Below are 17944 nucleotides of genomic sequence, written 5' to 3'. Positions count from 1 at the left end.
AATGAATCTATTATCTATTTTCTCAAACAACTCTTATACTTTTTTGTTCCTACTGACAATAGTACAAGTAATGGAACAAGCCCTCCTTTAAAAACAAAATCAGCAAAAGTTCCTGAAACCAAAAAAAATAGCGCTGGAAGGGTTGTATAAACAGAAATCATGCGAACTGATACAGGTTTATTACGTATCAATATGTCTAACAAAGCTAGGTAGAATATCACCAAGCCGCCAGAAATTGCTACTCCCCAAAAGCCTAAGCCTGACCACCCTGTAGCAACGAATGAGGCATTAGCACTAAATATATCCCCGGTTGCCAGATAGGCAGTAGTACGTATAACATCCATATTAGTGTGGATAGCTCTTTTCAAACCAAGAAACTCATGAAACTCAGGATAAACTAAAAACCAAAAACTTTCCGTGTTAACCGGAACCAAGAAGATTCTTCCAAATAGCGAAAGAATTGAATTCTTAAAAGAAAGTCCAAAGTTTACAACATAAAGCCCCACTCCAAGTATTACCCCTAACACAAAAACAATAATTACAAATTTATTATTACTTTTACCCTCGTCCATAATATACAAATTTTTACGCATTTTATTAAATCTTATTCCCAAATACAATATAATAGTGTATATTAACACAACAAATGCCAATGGAGCTTTTTGATAAGTTTGCAATGCAAAAAGAAGACTCAATACAAGAAAAGCCATCCAACATAGTACAAAAAATCTCTTTGATTTATAGTTTGACAAAGCGACCAAAACTGCTAAAAAGGGAAGAAAATTATAACTTACAACAGATACTCCAAAAGATCCCTGCCCTGGCTTTATCAGATTCCAAGCTAAAGATCGCGCAGTCACCGCTTCTATCGGATTAGAAAAGAAAATTCGAACAGCAACGAGTAATTTCAAACCTGGCCCAAATATAAAGTATTTAAAAAAGAAATAAGACCCAAAAAATCCTACCAGTACTAAAACAAGTCGACCAAAAAAATTTACAGAAGAAGTTTTGTTTATCATAAAAAAATTAGATCTTTTTACATTTAAGACAACCAGCGCCAATAACACTAAAGCAACAAAAACATGAATAACAAAATGAGAAAAAATATGATTGATGTATACAGACATAATTCTACCATCCAACTTTTCGTATACAACATATGTATCCTGCAAATAGGGAAGATTCAAATTTAAAAAGGGTAAAATTACAAGACCAAGTGAATCCAAGCTAACAAAGGCTATAGCCCCCCATGATAAAAACAAACTAGACTCACGTCTAATGGCAAACAACGCCATTAATAATACGCAAATCGATGAAATTAGCAGGACAAACGCAGCCAACAAAACCATCACATGTAATTAATTGACTTCGTTTTTACCATGCTGTAAGCGTCAAACAAGATGCAACTTTTATGATCACACTCAAACTTTAGTTCCAATTTTGTCAGAAGCTCTAAAGGTAGCGATTGTGTCAGAAGGCTTCAGCTTTTTGTTCGCCCATCGCCTGTTGGGCAAGTTCACTCGTCTTCATGATTCCACGGTGTAGTCAGCAATTACCTTAACATTAGCTAGGACTTACGCAGTTGACCGTGATGATGTAACTTTGGGAGGCACACTGGGACAACGCTTTAGTCTGGGAGGCCAACCGTGAACGCGTCGAAAGTGGATGAGTTAGATTACATTCATTTCTTGGTTGCGGCCCAACGGGTCTTCACCACCACCGAAGCGGCTCGGATTCGGGCAGGGGAGCTCAACGCCCCGGCGCATGATGCCTATACGCGTCTGCTGAAGCGGATTCCGCCCGATACGGAAGCCCTGTGGCAGGAGGTGGCCCCCTTTGTCCGGCCAGACCGTGGGGTGTTGGTGGTGGACGATACCACGCTGGACAAGCCCCATGCTCGGAAGATGGCATGGGTGACACGCCATTGGTCGGGCAAGCACAAGCGGGTGGTCCAGGGCATCAACCTGATCTCGCTGTTGTGGACCGAAGGTCAAGCACGCCTGCCTTGCGATTTTCGCCTTTACAACCGGGCAGAAGACGGCCTGACCAAGAATGACCACTTTCGAGCCCTGCTGCAAACGGCCCATGCGCGTGGCTTTCAGCCCCGGTTGGTTGTCTTTGACAGTTGGTATGCCAGTCTGGCCAACTTGAAGTATGTGCGCCAGCTGGGATGGGAATGGTTCACGCGTTTGAAAGCCAACCGGTTGGTTTCGGTAGAGGGCGAGCGCCGGAATCGTCCGGTATCGAGTTGGCCGATCCCTGCTGAAGGTTGTGTGATGCATCTGAAAGGGTACGGCTGGGTGAAGGTGTTCAAGACGGTGACCCCAGACGGTCGCGAGGAATACCGGGCCACCAGCCGCCTGGATATGACCCTGGAAGAAACCGCCGCGTATGGCCGGCATGCCTGGCAAATCGAGGTGTATCATCAGGGTCTGAAGCAGTTCACAGGGATCGAACGGGGGCAATTTCGTGTGGCTGAAGCCCAGCGCAACCACATTGGTTTGGCCATTCGAGCCTTTTTGCGCTTGGAAGTGGCCCGTTTGCAGCGTGGTATCAGCTGGTTTGAGGCCAAACAGGCCATCCTTCGGGAGGCTATCCGTCATTACTTGGCCTCTCCCTCCCTGATCCTTCATTCAACTGCGTAACTCCTAATTAGCAAAGCCAAGCAATCACTTTCTAGAACTTATCCGGAAAATAGGGATACTCTGTAATCGCCACGATAATCGGAGCGGCCTCATGAAACTCACCGACGCACAATGGGCACGCATCGAGCCCCTGATCGTCTCCCCTCCTAAACGCCCTGATCGACGCGGCCGTCCCCGACGCGCCGACCGCGAGATCCTCGAAGCGATCCTCTGGATACTCCAGACCGGCGCTCCCTGGGCCAAGCTCCCCGCCCACTTTCCGCCCAGGTCCACCTGCCACGATCGCTTCCAAGCATGGAACCGAAACGGCACCCTCCAACGCATTTTGCAGGTGTTGGCCGAAGAACTCCACCAACAGGGCAAGCTCAAGCTTTCGGAGTGCTTTATCGATGCCTGCTTTGTCGCTGCTAAAAAGGGGGGACGTGTGTGGGCAAGACAAAGCGAGGTAAAGGAAGCAAACTCATGGCGATAGCCGATGCCAATGGGATGCCGCTGGCGGTGCTGGTGGCCAGTGCTTCGCCACATGAGACCCGGTTGGTCGAAGCCACTCTGGCGGCTCGTTTTACCGAGGCCAGGCCAGTACGTTTGATTGGAGATCGGGCATATGACAGTGATCCGCTGGATAAGGCATTGGCGCAACAGGGTATAGAGATGATTGCCCCGCATCGGCGGAATCGGAAGCGGAAAAAGACGCAGGATGGGCGTAAGCTTCGTCGCTATCGACGCCGTTGGAAAGTAGAGCGGTTGTTTGCGTGGTTGGGGCATTTTCGCCGGATTGTGATGCGTCATGAGCGCTACGCGGAAAACTACCTGGGTTTTGTATTGCTCGGGTGCCTCATGATCTTCTTGAGAACCTTTTTCGGATGACTTCTAATTAAAATGACTGTTACAATATCCTGAGCTGCTTGGCCAGAACCAAATAACTGAACTTCGTTCCCCTGCACACCGATACAGCCAATCATGGCATCCATCATTGCCTCTTTACTCCTGGGAGATGCCAAGCGATTCCAGCCAGACTCTAGGAGTTCCAACCACTCTGTTTCCTCTCGCAGAGTGACACAGGGCACCCTGTAGAAGTAGGCTTCCTTCTGCACCCCTCCAGAATCGGTGGCGATAAGACATGCGTTCTTCTCCAGCATGACCATGTCCAGATAGCCCACGGGCTCAAGGGCCAGTACCTTCTTCAAGTAACCTTCAAGTCCAAAGGCCTCCGTCCGCTTGCGGGTTCTGGGGTGCACAGGGAAGACCACGGGGACCTCCTGATGCACCTCGGCCAGAGCCTCGAGGATAGCCCGCAGGCGCCCGGGATCATCGGTATTCTCCGCCCGGTGGACAGTGGCCAAGATATAGCCTCTGGGCGGAAGGCCAAGCTGCTTCAGGAGCTGGCTTTTTACCTCAGCCTTCGCCCCGTAGTAGAGCGCGGCATCGTACATTACATCTCCTACCAGGTAAATTTTGTCTTCTGCAATGCCCTCACATCGTAGATTCTTCACCGCGGTTTCGGTGGGAGCAAAAAGAATGTCCGATGCGTGGTCCGGGTTGTCACTCTTTATGGTGTTGATTATAATGGGGCAGGAGGTGAACTATGGCGAGAAGACCATCCCCGAACAATCCCCCCTGTCCCCATTGTGGCCACAAGCACACGGTGCGTAACGGCCGCAAAGACGGGCGCCAGCGCTGGGTGTGTCGCGGCTGCGGGCGTTCCTTCGGGCCCACCTTCGGCACGCCCTTGTACCGCCTGCGCACCCCACCGGCCGAAGTGGCCCGTGCCCTGCTCCTCGTCATGCGGCGGGGGAGTTTGAGCGCCGCCGAGGAGATCACCGGCCACAAGTACGAGACGATCGGCCGCTGGCTGCGGCGGGCGGCCGACCATGCGGAGGCCATCACCCAGGCCCTGGTGCGCGAGCTCCAACTGAGCCAGCTGGAAGTGGACGCCTTCTGGTCATTTGTTAAAAAAAGCGGGGCGCGCTTAGAAGCAGGACAGGCACGCCGGACGGGGTGGGCCCGCGCTGGGGATGCATAAGCCAGGAGCGGGCCAGCCGCTTTGTGGTGGCCTGGGCCTTTGGGCCGACCGAGGATGCACTGGCGCCGGAAGTGGTCCGTCTGAGCCGTGAGCGCACTCGGGGGCAGGCCGGTGTGTGTTGGGTCAGTGATGGCCGGAAGGCCTACGAAAAGGCCGTCCGGCGGGTGTATCGTGACCCGCAACGGAGCGGCAAGCGGGGGCGTCCGCCCCTGGTGCTGCGGCAGGATGTGCGCTTGACGCAAGCGGTCAAGCAACGGGTGGGTGGGCGCGTCGTTGGGGTGGAAGTGCGCCCGGTCGTGGGGGAGCCGGTCGCCTGTCCCTACTGTGTGCACGTGGAACGCCTCAACGGGGTGTTGCGAGATCGGCTCAACGCCTTGACGCGCAAAACCCATGCTTTTGCGAAGCAGCCGACGACTTGGGATGCGCTGGTGCGGCTCTGTTTGTTCGAGCACAATTGGATGCGTCCGCATCGGGCGTTGCGAGAGCGCGTTGGAGGCTTGCCGGGCGGGCGGCGCTATCGACCCCGCACGCCAGCTATGGCGATTGGCCTGGCTGAGCATGTTTGGAGTTGGGAAGAATTCCTGACCTTCAAACATTATCAATACAAAAAGGAGTGACTACCCGTGGTCCGTGAGCACCCGGTTTATTTCTTCCGGCATGCGGCGGTTGAAGGAGCGCAGACCAGCCTCCACATGGGCCACAGGAATGTGGAGCTTCACCGCCGCCAGGGCCCCGGCCAGGGTGCTGTCGGTGTCGCCGTAAACCAGCACCCAGTCTGGCTGTTCCTTGAGAAGCACCCTCTCGATGGCCTCCAACATCCGGCCCGTGTTCTGGCCGTGGGTGCCGCCCCCGATGCCCAGGTGGTAGTCGGGCTCGGGAATCTCCAGCTCCTCAAAGAACACCCGACTCATGTTGTCGTCGTAGTGTTGGCCGGTATGGACCAGCACCTCCTGCACCCCGGGCTCAGCCCGGAGCACCCGGGAGACGGCCGCCGCTTTGATGAACTGGGGCCGGGCACCTACGATGCTCACTACCTTCATTGCACCTCCTCAGTGAGGACTTCCGAGTTTAGAAAAGCACCAGAGCTCCGGTAACCCCACAATTCCTTTGGGCCAGTAATCCAGATCAGGACTAGCAGGTAAAAAACATAAAGAGCCACATTAAGCCAAGAGATCAACCCCAAGACCCAAACGGCTTGCCCTTGACCGTGCAGGTAGAAGGGGGCGCCAAAAACGGCCAGGGCGGCTAAGTCATACACAAACTTCACCCAAGCCTTCTTTGATAAAAAAACCGCCCGACTCACCGAGCTCACGGTCATCTGTGCCACCATCCACGGCGCCATGGCCGCCATCATCCGTCCCGCCTCCTCCCAGGCGCTCCCGAAGACCCAAGGAGCAAAGCGGGGGGCAAGAAACCACAGGGCAAGACCAAAGGGCAGGGCGAGCAAGAAAAGCCGGAAGGCGGTGGCGAGAAGAAAGCCCCGCAAAGCCTGCGGCCTTTCCCGGGCAAGTTCCGCCGCCCGCCCGTAGAACACGTCGGCCACGGCGGCCCCTATCAGGGAAACCGGCAGGCCCACCACCCTTTGGGCCAGGGCCAAGCCTCCTCCCACGGCTGGACCGTAGAGGGCGGTGAAGACCGGCACCGGAGCCATGAGGGCCAGCATGTTTAGAAAGCCGGAGGGCAGCTGAACCAGCGGGTAGGTCCTGTACCGGGCAAGCACTCCGGGGGAAAACCAAGGCCCCGAGGTCCTAGGAAGAAGCCGCCAAAGGGCGATAAGGCCCAAGAAGCGGCCCAGGACCTCACCCAGAAGAAGACCCGCCCCGCCTAGGAAGGCCAAGAGGAGTTGGGCCAGGGGCCGGGCCACGCCCTGCGTCACGGTGAATCGCCCTACCCGACCGAAAGCTCCCCGGCGCACACCGTAGTAGCGGAGAGCCGTCCCCCAGGCAAAGGCCACTAGGGCCGGGAAGGCCAGGAAGGAGGCCCAGGCGGGTAAGGCCCCGTAGCCCAGGAGGTGGCCCCGCCGCAGGCCTTCGAGAGCCAGCGCCCCTAAAAGGCCCACCCCCAGGCCCAGAACCAGGCTGCTCCGGGTGAGCGCCAGGGCCTCTTCCTCGCTCGAGGCGGCTACGATGGCCACCTCGTAGCGGAGGGTAGCGGCTACCGAAGTCACTCCCAGAAAGCTCATAAAAAGCCCCCAGAGCCCCACGGCCTCCGGAGTGTACAGACGGGTGAGCAGAGGGGAGAGAAGGACGCCCACCGCCTGAGCCAAGGCGGTCCCCCCTGCAATGGCTATCACGCCTCGAAAGAAACTGCTTTGACTCACACGGCGAATAGCATTCATGAATTTATGGCATATAGAATTGCCTCCCAGATTTTCTGTTGGGTGTCCGACTTCATGCCAGGCCACATCGGCAGCGAAAGCACCTCCCGGGCCGCCCGCTCGGCTTCCGGGAAGGTACCTTCGGGATAGCCATAAACAGGAAGCCGGTGGAGGGGCACGGGATAGTAGACCATGGTGCCTATGCCCATCTCGGCAAGCCTTCGCTGCACCTCGTCCCGCCTTCCCTCCGGAATACGCACCGTGTACTGGTGGTAGACGTGCTTCGCGTAGGGGGCCTCGCAGGGAATCACGACCCCGGGCACGTCTTTCAGAAGTTCGTTGTAGGTCCGGGCCACCCGCCTGCGGGCTTCGTTCCAGGCATCCACATGAGGGAGCTTCACCCGCAGGATGGCCGCCTGCAACGCATCAAGCCGTGAGTTGTAGCCCGGCATCTCGTTGTAATACTTCTTCCTGGCGCCATGGGCCCGGAGCATGCGGGCGAGCTCGGCCACCTGGTCATCGTTGGTGGCGATGAGGCCGCCATCCCCGTAGGCCCCCAGATTCTTGGAGGGAAAGAAGGAAAAGGCACCGGCATCTCCCAGGGTACCGAGCTTGCGGCCCTTGTACTCGCCGCCGAAAGCCTGGGCCACGTCTTCCAGAACCTTGAGCCCGTGCTTCCGGGCGATCTCCAGAATGGGGTCCATGTCGGCCGCCTGGCCATAGAGATGCACGGGCAGGATGGCCCTGGTGCGCGAGGAAAGGGCGGGCTCTATCAGTTCGGGATTGATGTTGAAAGTGCTTGGGTCAATGTCCACGAAAACCGGGGTGGCCCCCACCATGCTGATGGCCTCGGCAGTGGCGAAAAAGGTGAAGGGGGTGGTGATGACCTCGTCCCCGGGGCCCACGCCCAGAGCCCTCAGGGCAATCACCAGAGCATCGGTACCGGAATTCACTCCGATAGCGTGCTTGACACCCAGATAGGCCGCCACCTCCCGCTCAAAGGCCTCCACCTCCGGGCCCAGGATAAACTGACCCGAGCGGAGAACCCGCCCAATGGCGGCCATGAGGTCGTCCCAGAGTTCCGCAACCTCCGACGTAAGATCCAGAATCGGAATCTGCCCGTTCACGACACTTTCTGAACGCGTTTTTCTTCCTGCACGTATTGGCGGCCGCACTCCCGACAGGTGGCCTCCCGCCCCTCGAAACAGAGCGGGATCCCGCACTCGCACACCCATCCCACCAGACGCGCCGGCACCCCCGCCACCAGCCCGTAGTCCGGCACATCCTTCGTCACCACCGCACCCGCCGCCACCAGCGCCCACCGCCCGATCGTCACCCCGCACACAATCGTCGCGTTCGCCCCGATCGACGCCCCATGCCGCACCAGCGTCCGCACATACGACCCCTTCCGCGGAAACGCCGCCCGCGGCGTCCGCACGTTCGTAAACACCATGCTCGGCCCGCAGAACACGTAGTCCTCCAGCTCCACCCCCTCGTAGAGCGACACATTGTTCTGAATCTTGCAATGGTCCCCCACCTTCACCCCCCGCGCCACGAACACGTTCTGCCCCAGCGTGCAGTGCGCCCCGACCTCCGCTCCGCCCATCACGTGACTGAAATGCCAGATCCGGGTGCCCTCCCCGATCCGGGCCCCCTCATCCACGACGGCCGTCTCGTGCTTCCACCAGCTCATGCCGCCACCAGGCTGTGTCGCTGACCATCAACGGCCCGCACCACCTCCAGCCGACGCAACCGATCCACCGTCTCGATCGCCGCACGCGCCTCCGCAAGCCCGAACCCCGCGCCCCCAAGCGTCCGACGATACACCTCCGTGTGCAACTCCGTAAACCCGCCCGAAAACTCCACCTCCTCCCCGTCGATCCGGATCGACCGATACGTCCGCTGCCCCTGCGCCCGCAACGCCTCCGGCACATAGCGCGCATCGATCGACAGAAACCATCGCACCCGCGCCCGCTCCAGCTCCAGATACCCCGCCATCGTCGTCGCCGTCCGCACGTGCAACTCCGCCCGCTCCAGACCCCCGAACAACCAGTGCAACAGATCAAAAAAGTGCACCCCGATGTTCATCGCCACCCCGCCGCTGAGCTCCTCACGCGCCTTCCAGCTCCTGAGATACCACGGCCCCCGACCCGTGATGTAGGTCAGCTCCACGTCCCTGACCGCGCCCTCGCCCAGCAGCCGCTCCCGAAGTGCCGCCAGCGCCGGATGCACCCGAAGCTGCAGCACCGTCCATACCCTGCGCCCCGACCTGGCCTCCAGCTCCGCCAGCCGATCCAGCTCCGACGGCTCCAGAACCAGCGGCTTCTCGCACAAAGCATCGGCCCCCACCCGAAACGCCAGCCGAATGTGCGCCCCGTGCAAAAAGTTCGGCACGCAGATCGACACGTAATCGACCCCCTCGCCCCGATCCCGCAGATCCTCCAGGTGCGCCTCAAAAAGCTCCGGGTGCAGGAAAAACGCCGCCTCCGGAAAGTACCGGTCCAGCACCCCCACCGCGTCCACCACGTCCAGCGCCGCCACCAGCTCGCCCCCCACCTCCTGAATCGCCTTCAGATGACGCGGCGCAATGTAGCCCGCCGCGCCCGTGAGCGCAAATCGCTTCATAGCAGCACAATCTTTTCGCTTTCAATGCCGCGCGTCGCGTAGCGCGTGTCCAGCACCGCACGCGCCTGCTCGACCACCCACCGGTAGTCGATCGTGCTGTGGTCCGTCGTGATGATCACCAGGTCCGCCGCCGCCACCTCCTCGTGCGTCAGCGGCACGCTCCGGTAGCTCCGACCCGCCACCTGAACTTCCGGCACGTACGGATCGTGGTAGCGCACCGTCACCCCGTCGGCCTCCAGCAGACGCAGCACCTCCAGCGCCGGACTTTCGCGCCAGTCCTCCAGGTCCCGCTTGTAGGCCACCCCCAGCAGCAGCACCCGCGCCCGCGAAGGCGCCACCCCCAGCCGGTTCAACACCCGGTAGGCCTTCTCCCGCACAAACTCCGGCATCTTCCGGTTGATCTCCCCCGCCAGCGCAATGAAATGCGTGTTGAAGTTCAGCTCCTTGGCCTTCCACTCCAGATAGTGCGGATCGACCGGAATGCAGTGCCCGCCCACGCCCGGTCCCGGCCAGAACGGCATGATCCCGAACGGCTTCGTAAAGGCCGCCTCCAGCACCTCCCACACGTTCAACCCCATCCGGTCGCACAACAGCGCCAGCTCGTTGACCAGCGCAATGTTCACCGCCCGAAACGTGTTCTCGAAAACCTTCACCAGCTCGGCCGCCTTCGCGCTCGAGACCGGCACCACGTGCTCGATCGTCTGGCTGTAGAAGGCTACGGCCACTTCCAGGCTCTCCGGCCCCACGCCGCCCACCACCTTCGAGGTGTTCTTCGTCGTGTAACGCTGGTTGCCCGGATCGACCCGCTCAGGCGAGTGCGCCAGGAAAAAGTCCCGCTCGACCTTCAACCCGCTCTCGCCCTCCAGAATCGGAAGCATCACTTCCTCGGTCGTGCCCGGATAGGTCGTCGACTCCAGACTGACGAGCTGGCCCGGGCGCAACCGCCGCCCGATCTCGTACGTGACGCGCTCGACATACTGCAGGTCCGGGGTCAGGTTCTTCGTCAGCGGCGTGGGCACGCAGATGACCACCACATCCATCTCCGGCACACGCCCGAAGTCGGTCTCGGCCACGATCCGACCTTCGGCCACCAGTCGCCGCAGCTCCTCGTCGCGCACGTCCCGGATGTAGTTCTCTCCGCGGCTAATCTTCTCGGCCCGGCGGGGATTCTGCTCGATGCCGATGAGGCGGTAGCCCACCTTGGCCTTCTCCACGGCAAAGGGCAAGCCCACGTAGCCCAGCCCCACCACGCCCACCACCGCCTCCTTCGTCCGAATCCGCTCCAGCAATTCTTTTTTAACTGCGTGATCGGTTTGAACCGAAACAGTTGCCTTTACTTCCATGTGCCCTCTTGATCAAATGATAGATTCTTCCCTGCTCAATCTCAATGCCTGCAAACTGTTAATGCCCACGCCGACTCGCCGCGGTTCAGCCGCATCATCCCGCTCGCTCACCGGGGACGTTCCCTTTCCTCCGTGCGACTCCGTCCGTTCACCAGCGCCTTTACCTCGCCCCACCAGGTGGCAGGACGGAAAAGCGCACGGACTTCTTCGACCTTCCGGCGCTCTTCGTCGTCCGAGGGCGGACGCGAAAGCCAGTGGTTCACGAAAGCCAGCCCCAGCCCCACGAACACCCCCAGAAACAGAAACAACAGCACGATCAGCTTGCGGCTCGTGCCCGAAGGCTGGTCAGGAGGCACGGGCGGCTGCACGATGCTCAGCACCGGCGCCTCCTTCTGCACCTGGATCTCGGCCTGCGTCTTCTGCAACTGGATCTCGCGGTAGAGCTGCTCCTTGAAGCTCACCTGCCGCTGCAGCCGCTCCATCTCGGCCCGGAGCTGGGCCGTCTGCGGATTGCGGTTCGCATCCAGAAATCGCGCCAGCTCGTTCTCGGCCTGCCGCAGCTCGGCCTCCACCTGCGCGAACTTCCGCTCCAGAAACTCCAGGTCCTGCCGCGCCTTCTCGGTCTTGATCCGGTTGATCGCCGCCTGCAGGTGCCGGATGGCCCGCTCCACGATCGCCGCCGAAAGATACGGGTCCTCCGTCTCGGCCCGCACCGTGATCATTCCGGGCCCTTCCTTCAACAACCCGCCACCCGCCTTCTCCGAAGCACTGAGCACCTCACGAAGCGCCCGGATCGCCGTGTATTCCTCTTCCGTCGGGAGAATCAGCGCACCCGAGTAGAGGTCCCGCACCGGCGCCTCTTCGCCACCGCCGAGCAGGCTTCGCAGCCAGCCAAGCGGATTCAGATACGACAGCCAGCTCCGCCGGCCGTAGTACTCGACCAGCGTCATGGGCCGGCCTTCTTCGGCGATGTAGAACGTGTCGCGCGCCAGCGCCAGCAGAAAATCCGGGCTCCCCACGATGTCGGGATAGACGCTCGGACTGACGATCTCGCCCTCGCCCAGCGACAGTCCGAACGACCGCAGCGCCGAAAGCGCCCCGCCCGTGGAGCCCGTGCTGCTGGGCGCCAGCTTCGCCTCGGCCACGTAGGACTTCGGCGACAACAGCGCTACGACCACTCCCAGCACGAGCGCCACCAGCACGCTCACGACGATCACGCGCCGCTGGCGGGCGATCACCACGCCCAGATCCAGCAACGAGATCTCGTCGTCCTCCGGCGGGCCGTAGTACGACCACCCCGGCGGCGGAGCCGGCGGGGTGGCGGAAGGCTGTCGTTCCTGCTGCGATGCGTCGGACATGCGTCTGCGTGGTCGGGGACGCCTGCTCGATCCGGTGCGGGTCCGTAAACAAAGATCGGACCCGACGGGCTGAAAGTTATAACATCACGACCGAGAAGGAAAGTCCCGCGGTTCATTTCACCGGAATCCCACGCACCCGCGGCAAATGCTGCCGGACCGGACGGGCATTCTTTCCGAATCGCCCCGCCGCGCTCCCGGCCCTTTGTGCCAAGTGGCACGGGTTTGCCGTGCGCCACGAAGGCGAAGCCGAGTGGCGTTCCCCCAAACGGCACGCCGCTGCGCTTCGTGCCGGACTACGAACAGACCTGTTTGTAGTAAGCCACGAAGGCGCCAGCCGGAGTGGCGTCACCCGAAACGGCACGCCGCTGCGCTTCGTGCCGGACTACAAGCGGAGCCTGTTGGTAGTAAATCTCCGGAATATCATGGGGCCTGTGCACGGCCTCCCATGCCCCCTCAGTCGCTTCGCGACAGCTCCCCCTGCAAGGGGGAGCGGTGTTTACGGGCCACGGCCGGCGGTGGCGGCAGGCGCCCGTGCGCGTCTCAGCGTCGAGGCTTTCTCTCGGGTGCTTCCCCTTCCCTGCCAGGGGTCAAAAGGAGGGTGGCCCTGCCGGTCTCTGGCGCCGACGTTCGGGCAGCTGCCGTTGGTGGTTGGCGCCGCTCATTTCGGGCTGGAAGCACGGGCGCACACGACGGTGCGCCCCTACCAGATCCCTGACGTTTTCCCTGTCCTGCATGTCCGCCCTGTCATACCCGCCGGATCACGTCCGCCACACGGGGTGTGGCCTCCTCATGCACCGGTAAATCGGCAATCCTATGATGAAAGGTCTCGTAGTCGTAGTAGGGCTGCGGCCTCCTCATGCACCGGTAAATCGGCAATCCCCTATACGCAGTTGCACGCGTCTGAACGAAGTCCCGCTTCACCGCAGCAGCGCGAACAGCGCCACGATCACCCCGATCTGCCCCGCCCAGAAAATGAACATCCACCGCACCAGACTCGCATACCGTTCACTGAGCGCTACCTGCACCTCTGCGATCCGACGGTCCAGTTTGGCAACTTCCTCCGTGATCCGGTGATCCAGTCGCTTTTCCGTTTCGGCAAGCAACACCTCCAGCCGCTTTACCTCCTCCGTGATCCGGTGATCCAGTCGCTTCTCCGTCTCGGCAAGCAACACCTCCAGCCGCTTTACCTCCTCCGTGATCCGGTGGTCCAGTCTGGCAACCTCCTCCGTGATCCGGCGGTCCAGTCTGGCAATCTCCTCTGCGATGCGATTGTCCAATCGCTTGCCTTCCTCGGTTACGCGCCGCTCAAAACGTTCTTCCAGAATGCCCAGCAGATTGTTGCGTTCGTGATGGGCCGCTTCGTTGAGCAAAGCGATCAGCGCCTCGACGCCCTCGTCGCCGAGCTTTTCGCGCAAAACTTTCGGGACCGTCAGAATCGCCATGAGCGGAAAAGGATGGCTCCGGGCGAAAAGGCAAACTCCGGGAGGCGTGCGATAGGTTCCCGGGCCAGCGCCCATCCCGCAGCACCGCTGAGCCTGAAGGGCGTTACTCGGGACGGCACGCCGCTGCGCTCCGTGCCGGACTACAAGCGCATTGTTCGTGCTGCAAACGACAGGCTATAAAACTCAGCGAAACGCTATGCAGGTCGCAAGCGCGAACCTTTTCGACACGATTTTTCGGACGACTTCTCGACACCCTTCATCACCCAGGGGCAGCACGCGACGGCCGATGATGCCCCGCTGCTCCCCTGTTTCTGCTCAGAGCGTTTCGAACTCCAGACGCTTCAGCATCTGTTCCGGGATCCGCTTCCGAATTCCCAGAATCTCGATGCCCACCACCTGATCCTCCGCGTTGTAATCCAGAATAATCCCCGGCCGCACCTCCTCCGATTCCACCACCGCCGACTCATCGAGGCGCAGGTAGAGGGCGTCGTTCTTCGTGTCCACTTTCAGTCTCATCGTTCCTTCCGCTTTAGCCTGCGATCAAAAAAGACGGTCACGATACGTTGTGGCACTGCCTCCGGATTGACTACGACCCGCAGATACCTTCCGTCAAACTCTTCAATCGCCCGAAGGTAGTGTAACGTCCACTCGGTTATTTCAGGCTCCTCCAGTACCCGTTTCACCCATGCTTCCAGGATATTCCGTTCCCGCAGCATCTCGCGGGCGTGTTCGGAGCATTCGTAGGCGGACATGGACGCTCCCCGAGACGGCGCTTCGCTTCGTTTCTGACTACTATGATTTTCCGAGAATCATGGTGCATGTGCACGGCATCCCTTGACCCCCTCAGTCGCTTCGCGACAGCTCCCCCTGCAAGGGGGAGCAGGATCTGTGGGCTACAGCTGGCAGTAGCAACGGTTGCCTGGGCGCGTTTCAGCGTCGCCGTCTTTCCTCATGTGCTTCCCCCTCCCTGCCAGGGAGGAGGCCAGGGGGAGGGTGCGCCTGCTGGGTGGGGGCGCCGTCGTTCGGGGCTTTGGGGGTTGGCGCCGCTTATTCTGGGCTGAAAGCACGGGCACATGGGATGTGGCCCCCTCATGCACCAGTAAATCGGCAATCCCATATACGCATGTCTGAACGAATTCTCCGCTTCATCGCAGCAGCGCGAACAGCGCCACGAGCACCCCGATCTGCCCCGCCCAGAAAATGAACATCCACCGCACCAGACTCGCATACCGCTCGCTGAGCGCTACCTCCAACCGCGACACCTCCTCTGTGATCCGGTGATCCAGTCGCTTCTCCGTCTCGGCAAGCAACACCTCCAGCCGCTTTACCTCCTCCGTAATCCGGCGGTCCAGTCTGGCAACCTCCTCCGTGATCCGGCGGTCCAGTTTGGCAACCTCCTCCGTGATCCGGTGGTCCAGTCTGGCAACCTCCTCCGTGATCCGGCGGTCCAGTTTGGCAACCTCCTCTGCGATGCGATTGTCCAATCGCTTGCCTTCCTCGGTTACGCGCCGCTCAAAACGTTCTTCCAGAATGCCCAGCAGATTGTTGCGTTCGTGATGGGCCGCTTCGTTGAGCAAAGCGATCAGCGCCTCGACGCCCTCGTCGCCGAGTTTTTCACGCAAAACTTTCGGGACCGTCAGAATCGCCATGAGCGGAAAAGGATGGCTCCGGGCGAAAAGGCAAACTCCGGGAGGCGTGCGACAGGTTCCCGGGCCAGCGCCCATCCCACGGCACTGCTCTCCCTTCCAGGGGCCTGAAGGGCGTGACCCGAAACGGCACGCCGCTGCGCTCCGTGCCGGACTACGAGCAGAGCCTGTTTGTAGAACTTATCCGGAAAATAGGGATACTCTGTAATCGCCACGATAATCGGAGCGGCCTCATGAAACTCACCGACGCACAATGGGCACGCATCGAGCCCCTGATCGTCTCCCCTCCTAAACGCCCTGATCGACGCGGCCGTCCCCGACGCGCCGACCGCGAGATCCTCGAAGCGATCCTCTGGATACTCCAGACCGGCGCTCCCTGGGCCAAGCTCCCCGCCCACTTTCCGCCCAGGTCCACCTGCCACGATCGCTTCCAAGCATGGAACCGAAACGGCACCCTCCAACGCATTTTGCAGGTGTTGGCCGAAGAACTCCACCAACAGGGCAAGCTCAAGCTTTCGGAGTGCTTTATCGATGCCTGCTTTGTCGCTGCTAAAAAGGGGGGACGTGTGTGGGCAAGACAAAGCGAGGTAAAGGAAGCAAACTCATGGCGATAGCCGATGCCAATGGGATGCCGCTGGCGGTGCTGGTGGCCAGTGCTTCGCCACATGAGACCCGGTTGGTCGAAGCCACTCTGGCGGCTCGTTTTACCGAGGCCAGGCCAGTACGTTTGATTGGAGATCGGGCATATGACAGTGATCCGCTGGATAAGGCATTGGCGCAACAGGGTATAGAGATGATTGCCCCGCATCGGCGGAATCGGAAGCGGAAAAAGACGCAGGATGGGCGTAAGCTTCGTCGCTATCGACGCCGTTGGAAAGTAGAGCGGTTGTTTGCGTGGTTGGGGCATTTTCGCCGGATTGTGATGCGTCATGAGCGCTACGCGGAAAACTACCTGGGTTTTGTATTGCTCGGGTGCCTCATGATCTTCTTGAGAACCTTTTTCGGATGGCTTCTACTATGATTTTCCGAGAATCATGGTGCATGTGCACGGCATCCCTTGACCCCCTCAGTCGCTTCGCGACAGCTCCCCCTGCAAGGGGGAGCAGGATCTGTGGGCTACAGCTGGCAGTAGCAACGGTTGCCTGGGCGCGTTTCAGCGTCGCCGTCTTTCCTCATGTGCTTCCCCCTCCCTGCCAGGGAGGAGGCCAGGGGGAGGGTGCGCCTGCTGGGTGGGGGCGCCGTCGTTCGGGGCTTTGGGGGTTGGCGCCGCTTATTCTGGGCTGAAAGCACGGGCACATGGGATGTGGCCCCCTCATGCACCAGTAAATCGGCAATCCCATATACGCATGTCTGAACGAATTCTCCGCTTCATCGCAGCAGCGCGAACAGCGCCACGAGCACCCCGATCTGCCCCGCCCAGAAAATGAACATCCACCGCACCAGACTCGCATACCGCTCGCTGAGCGCTACCTCCAACCGCGACACCTCCTCTGTGATCCGGTGATCCAGTCGCTTCTCCGTCTCGGCAAGCAACACCTCCAGCCGCTTTACCTCCTCCGTAATCCGGCGGTCCAGTCTGGCAACCTCCTCCGTGATCCGGCGGTCCAGTCTGGCAACCTCCTCCGAGATCCGGTGATCCAGTCTGGCAACCTCCTCCGTGATCCGGCGGTCCAGTTTGGCAACCTCCTCTGCGATGCGATTGTCCAATCGCTTGCCTTCCTCGGTTACGCGCCGCTCAAAACGTTCTTCCAGAATGCCCAGCAGATTGTTGCGTTCGTGATGGGCCGCTTCGTTGAGCAAAGCGATCAGCGCCTCGACGCCCTCGTCACCGAGTTTTTCACGCAAAACTTTCGGGACCGTCAGAATCGCCATGAGCGGAAAAGTATGGCTCCGGGCGAAAAGGCAAACTCCGGGAGGCGTGCGACAGGTTCCCGGGCCAGCGCCCATCCCACGGCACTGCTCTCCCTTCCAGGAGCCTGAAGGGCGTGACCCGAAACGGCACGCCGCTGCGCTCCGTGCCGGACTACGAGCAAAGCCTGTTTGTAGTAAATCTCCGGAATATCATGGGAGGCCGCGCACGTACACAAATCGTTCAAATAAGCCATCCCAGCAGTCCGCCCAGGCCGATCGCTCCCAGCAGCCACATGCCCAGACAGCCCTTACGTCGCTGCGTACCGGCCGCTGCCCGCTGCGGCCGTCCGCTGCTACTGTAGCTCGCCTCCGAAAACAACGGACGCGTGCTTTTCTCATGCGCCCGGTCCTGCAGCCGCCGCTGCAACGCTTCGACGCGTCGGACCAGCCGGACCAGCCGCTTGCTGGGACCCCGCTTCTGTTCGATCCGGCGAGCCGTCTCGAACGCCTCCAGCGCCTGTTCCAGCTTCCCCTGCTCCTCGTAGAGCACACCCAGCCGCTCGTAGGTGAAGCTGAGATCGCATCCCTCACGAGCGTTGGCCTCGTAAAGCGCCAGTGCTTCAGCCTTACGCCCGGCCCGCTCCAGCGCCTCGGCCTGTTCATTGCGGGCAAACCAGACGGCACGTTGTCCCAT

The 17944-nt window shown here is 59.9% G+C and carries 19 protein-coding genes and 1 pseudogene; 5 read left to right on the top strand and 15 right to left on the bottom strand.

Translation table 11 applies throughout. The features are described from left to right. Positions 1-14 precede the first annotated feature (14 nt). Positions 15-1349, bottom strand: a complete 1335-nt coding sequence (locus GYH26_RS04695) for a hypothetical protein (protein WP_206751740.1) — start codon at positions 1347-1349, stop codon at positions 15-17. A gap of 297 nt (positions 1350-1646) precedes the next feature. Here GYH26_RS04695 and GYH26_RS04690 point away from each other — a divergent pair, with 297 nt between their 5' ends. After that, the gene (locus GYH26_RS04690) at positions 1647-2645 is read left to right on the top strand and encodes an IS701 family transposase (RefSeq protein WP_161540668.1); all 999 of its coding nucleotides are present in this window, start codon (positions 1647-1649) and stop codon (positions 2643-2645) included. Between the two features lie 91 nt (positions 2646-2736). Then, a protein-coding gene (locus GYH26_RS04685) for an IS5 family transposase (protein ID WP_197738543.1) occupies positions 2737-3512 on the top strand; the annotation gives its coding sequence in 2 pieces (ribosomal slippage) (positions 2737-3073 and positions 3073-3512; 777 coding nt in all). Here GYH26_RS04685 and GYH26_RS04680 read toward each other — a convergent pair. Next, positions 3452-4198: a UDP-N-acetyl glucosamine 2-epimerase gene (locus GYH26_RS04680; RefSeq protein ID WP_262886231.1), complete on the bottom strand. Its 747-nt coding sequence runs from the start codon at positions 4196-4198 to the stop codon at positions 3452-3454. The two genes, GYH26_RS04685 and GYH26_RS04680, sit on opposite strands and share 61 nt — an antisense overlap. Before the next feature lie 32 nt (positions 4199-4230). Between GYH26_RS04680 and GYH26_RS15630 the strand changes: the two genes are divergently transcribed. Both GYH26_RS15630 and GYH26_RS04670 read left to right on the top strand, forming a co-directional pair. Further along, positions 4231-4668 carry an IS1 family transposase gene (locus GYH26_RS15630; protein WP_161540667.1) on the top strand — a complete coding sequence of 146 codons (438 nt, stop codon included), beginning with the start codon at positions 4231-4233 and terminating at the stop codon, positions 4666-4668. Positions 4669-4694: 26 nt separating this feature from the next. After that, positions 4695-5285, top strand: coding sequence for a hypothetical protein (locus GYH26_RS04670; RefSeq protein ID WP_206751739.1), 591 nt, complete (start codon positions 4695-4697; stop codon positions 5283-5285). 6 nt (positions 5286-5291) lie between these two features. On the opposite strand, the pseudogene GYH26_RS04665 reads toward GYH26_RS04670, so the two are convergent. The 11 genes and pseudogenes from GYH26_RS04665 to GYH26_RS04615 all read right to left on the bottom strand — a co-directional run. Further along, positions 5292-5708, bottom strand: a pseudogene (locus tag GYH26_RS04665) (UDP-N-acetyl glucosamine 2-epimerase); the annotation flags it as partial. After that, complete coding sequence (locus tag GYH26_RS04660) at positions 5705-7006, bottom strand: lipopolysaccharide biosynthesis protein (protein WP_206751738.1); 1302 nt, start codon at positions 7004-7006, stop codon at positions 5705-5707. The pseudogene GYH26_RS04665 and the gene GYH26_RS04660, both read right to left, overlap by 4 nt. Then, complete coding sequence (locus GYH26_RS04655) at positions 7003-8049, bottom strand: DegT/DnrJ/EryC1/StrS family aminotransferase (RefSeq protein ID WP_197738558.1); 1047 nt, start codon at positions 8047-8049, stop codon at positions 7003-7005. The genes GYH26_RS04660 and GYH26_RS04655 overlap by 4 nt, the downstream gene beginning before the upstream one ends. A 59-nt stretch (positions 8050-8108) precedes the next feature. Then, entirely contained in the window at positions 8109-8678 is a 570-nt protein-coding gene (locus GYH26_RS04650) for an acyltransferase (RefSeq protein ID WP_161540664.1), read from the bottom strand. Beyond that, complete coding sequence (locus GYH26_RS04645) at positions 8675-9610, bottom strand: Gfo/Idh/MocA family protein (protein ID WP_161540663.1); 936 nt, start codon at positions 9608-9610, stop codon at positions 8675-8677. The genes GYH26_RS04650 and GYH26_RS04645 overlap by 4 nt, the downstream gene beginning before the upstream one ends. Next, positions 9607-10953 carry a nucleotide sugar dehydrogenase gene (locus tag GYH26_RS04640; protein WP_161540662.1) on the bottom strand — a complete coding sequence of 449 codons (1347 nt, stop codon included), beginning with the start codon at positions 10951-10953 and terminating at the stop codon, positions 9607-9609. Before GYH26_RS04640 ends, GYH26_RS04645 begins: the two co-directional genes overlap by 4 nt. A gap of 107 nt (positions 10954-11060) precedes the next feature. After that, entirely contained in the window at positions 11061-12311 is a 1251-nt protein-coding gene (locus GYH26_RS04635) for a GNVR domain-containing protein (protein ID WP_161540661.1), read from the bottom strand. A 917-nt stretch (positions 12312-13228) separates the two neighbouring features. Then, positions 13229-13753 carry an LA_3696 family protein gene (locus tag GYH26_RS04630; RefSeq protein WP_161540660.1) on the bottom strand — a complete coding sequence of 175 codons (525 nt, stop codon included), beginning with the start codon at positions 13751-13753 and terminating at the stop codon, positions 13229-13231. A gap of 315 nt (positions 13754-14068) precedes the next feature. Further along, the gene (locus GYH26_RS04625; protein ID WP_012843395.1) at positions 14069-14269 is read right to left on the bottom strand and encodes a DUF2283 domain-containing protein; all 201 of its coding nucleotides are present in this window, start codon (positions 14267-14269) and stop codon (positions 14069-14071) included. Next, positions 14266-14505 (bottom strand): DUF4258 domain-containing protein, encoded by a 240-nt coding sequence (locus tag GYH26_RS04620; protein ID WP_161540659.1) that lies wholly within the window; start codon positions 14503-14505, stop codon positions 14266-14268. The genes GYH26_RS04625 and GYH26_RS04620 overlap by 4 nt, the downstream gene beginning before the upstream one ends. Positions 14506-14898: 393 nt before the next feature. Beyond that, positions 14899-15402: an LA_3696 family protein gene (locus tag GYH26_RS04615; protein ID WP_161540658.1), complete on the bottom strand. Its 504-nt coding sequence runs from the start codon at positions 15400-15402 to the stop codon at positions 14899-14901. Between the two features lie 230 nt (positions 15403-15632). On the opposite strand from GYH26_RS04615, the gene GYH26_RS04610 reads away from it, so the two are divergent. Continuing rightward, positions 15633-16420, top strand: a protein-coding gene (locus tag GYH26_RS04610; protein ID WP_197738544.1) for an IS5 family transposase whose coding sequence is annotated in 2 segments (ribosomal slippage) — positions 15633-15969 and positions 15969-16420 — 789 coding nt in all. Because the reading frame shifts where the segments join, the coding sequence is not laid out codon by codon here. A 347-nt stretch (positions 16421-16767) separates the two neighbouring features. Here GYH26_RS04610 and GYH26_RS04605 read toward each other — a convergent pair. Both GYH26_RS04605 and GYH26_RS04600 read right to left on the bottom strand, forming a co-directional pair. Continuing rightward, the gene (locus GYH26_RS04605; RefSeq protein ID WP_161540657.1) at positions 16768-17271 is read right to left on the bottom strand and encodes an LA_3696 family protein; all 504 of its coding nucleotides are present in this window, start codon (positions 17269-17271) and stop codon (positions 16768-16770) included. Positions 17272-17491: 220 nt separating this feature from the next. After that, a complete protein-coding gene (locus GYH26_RS04600) occupies positions 17492-17944 on the bottom strand; it encodes a tetratricopeptide repeat protein (protein ID WP_161540656.1) in 453 nt (150 codons plus the stop codon).

The organism is Rhodothermus marinus, from assembly GCF_009936275.1.
Classification (GTDB): Bacteria; Bacteroidota; Rhodothermia; order Rhodothermales; family Rhodothermaceae; genus Rhodothermus; species Rhodothermus marinus_A.
This window is presented reverse-complemented; position numbering and strand designations above follow the sequence as displayed.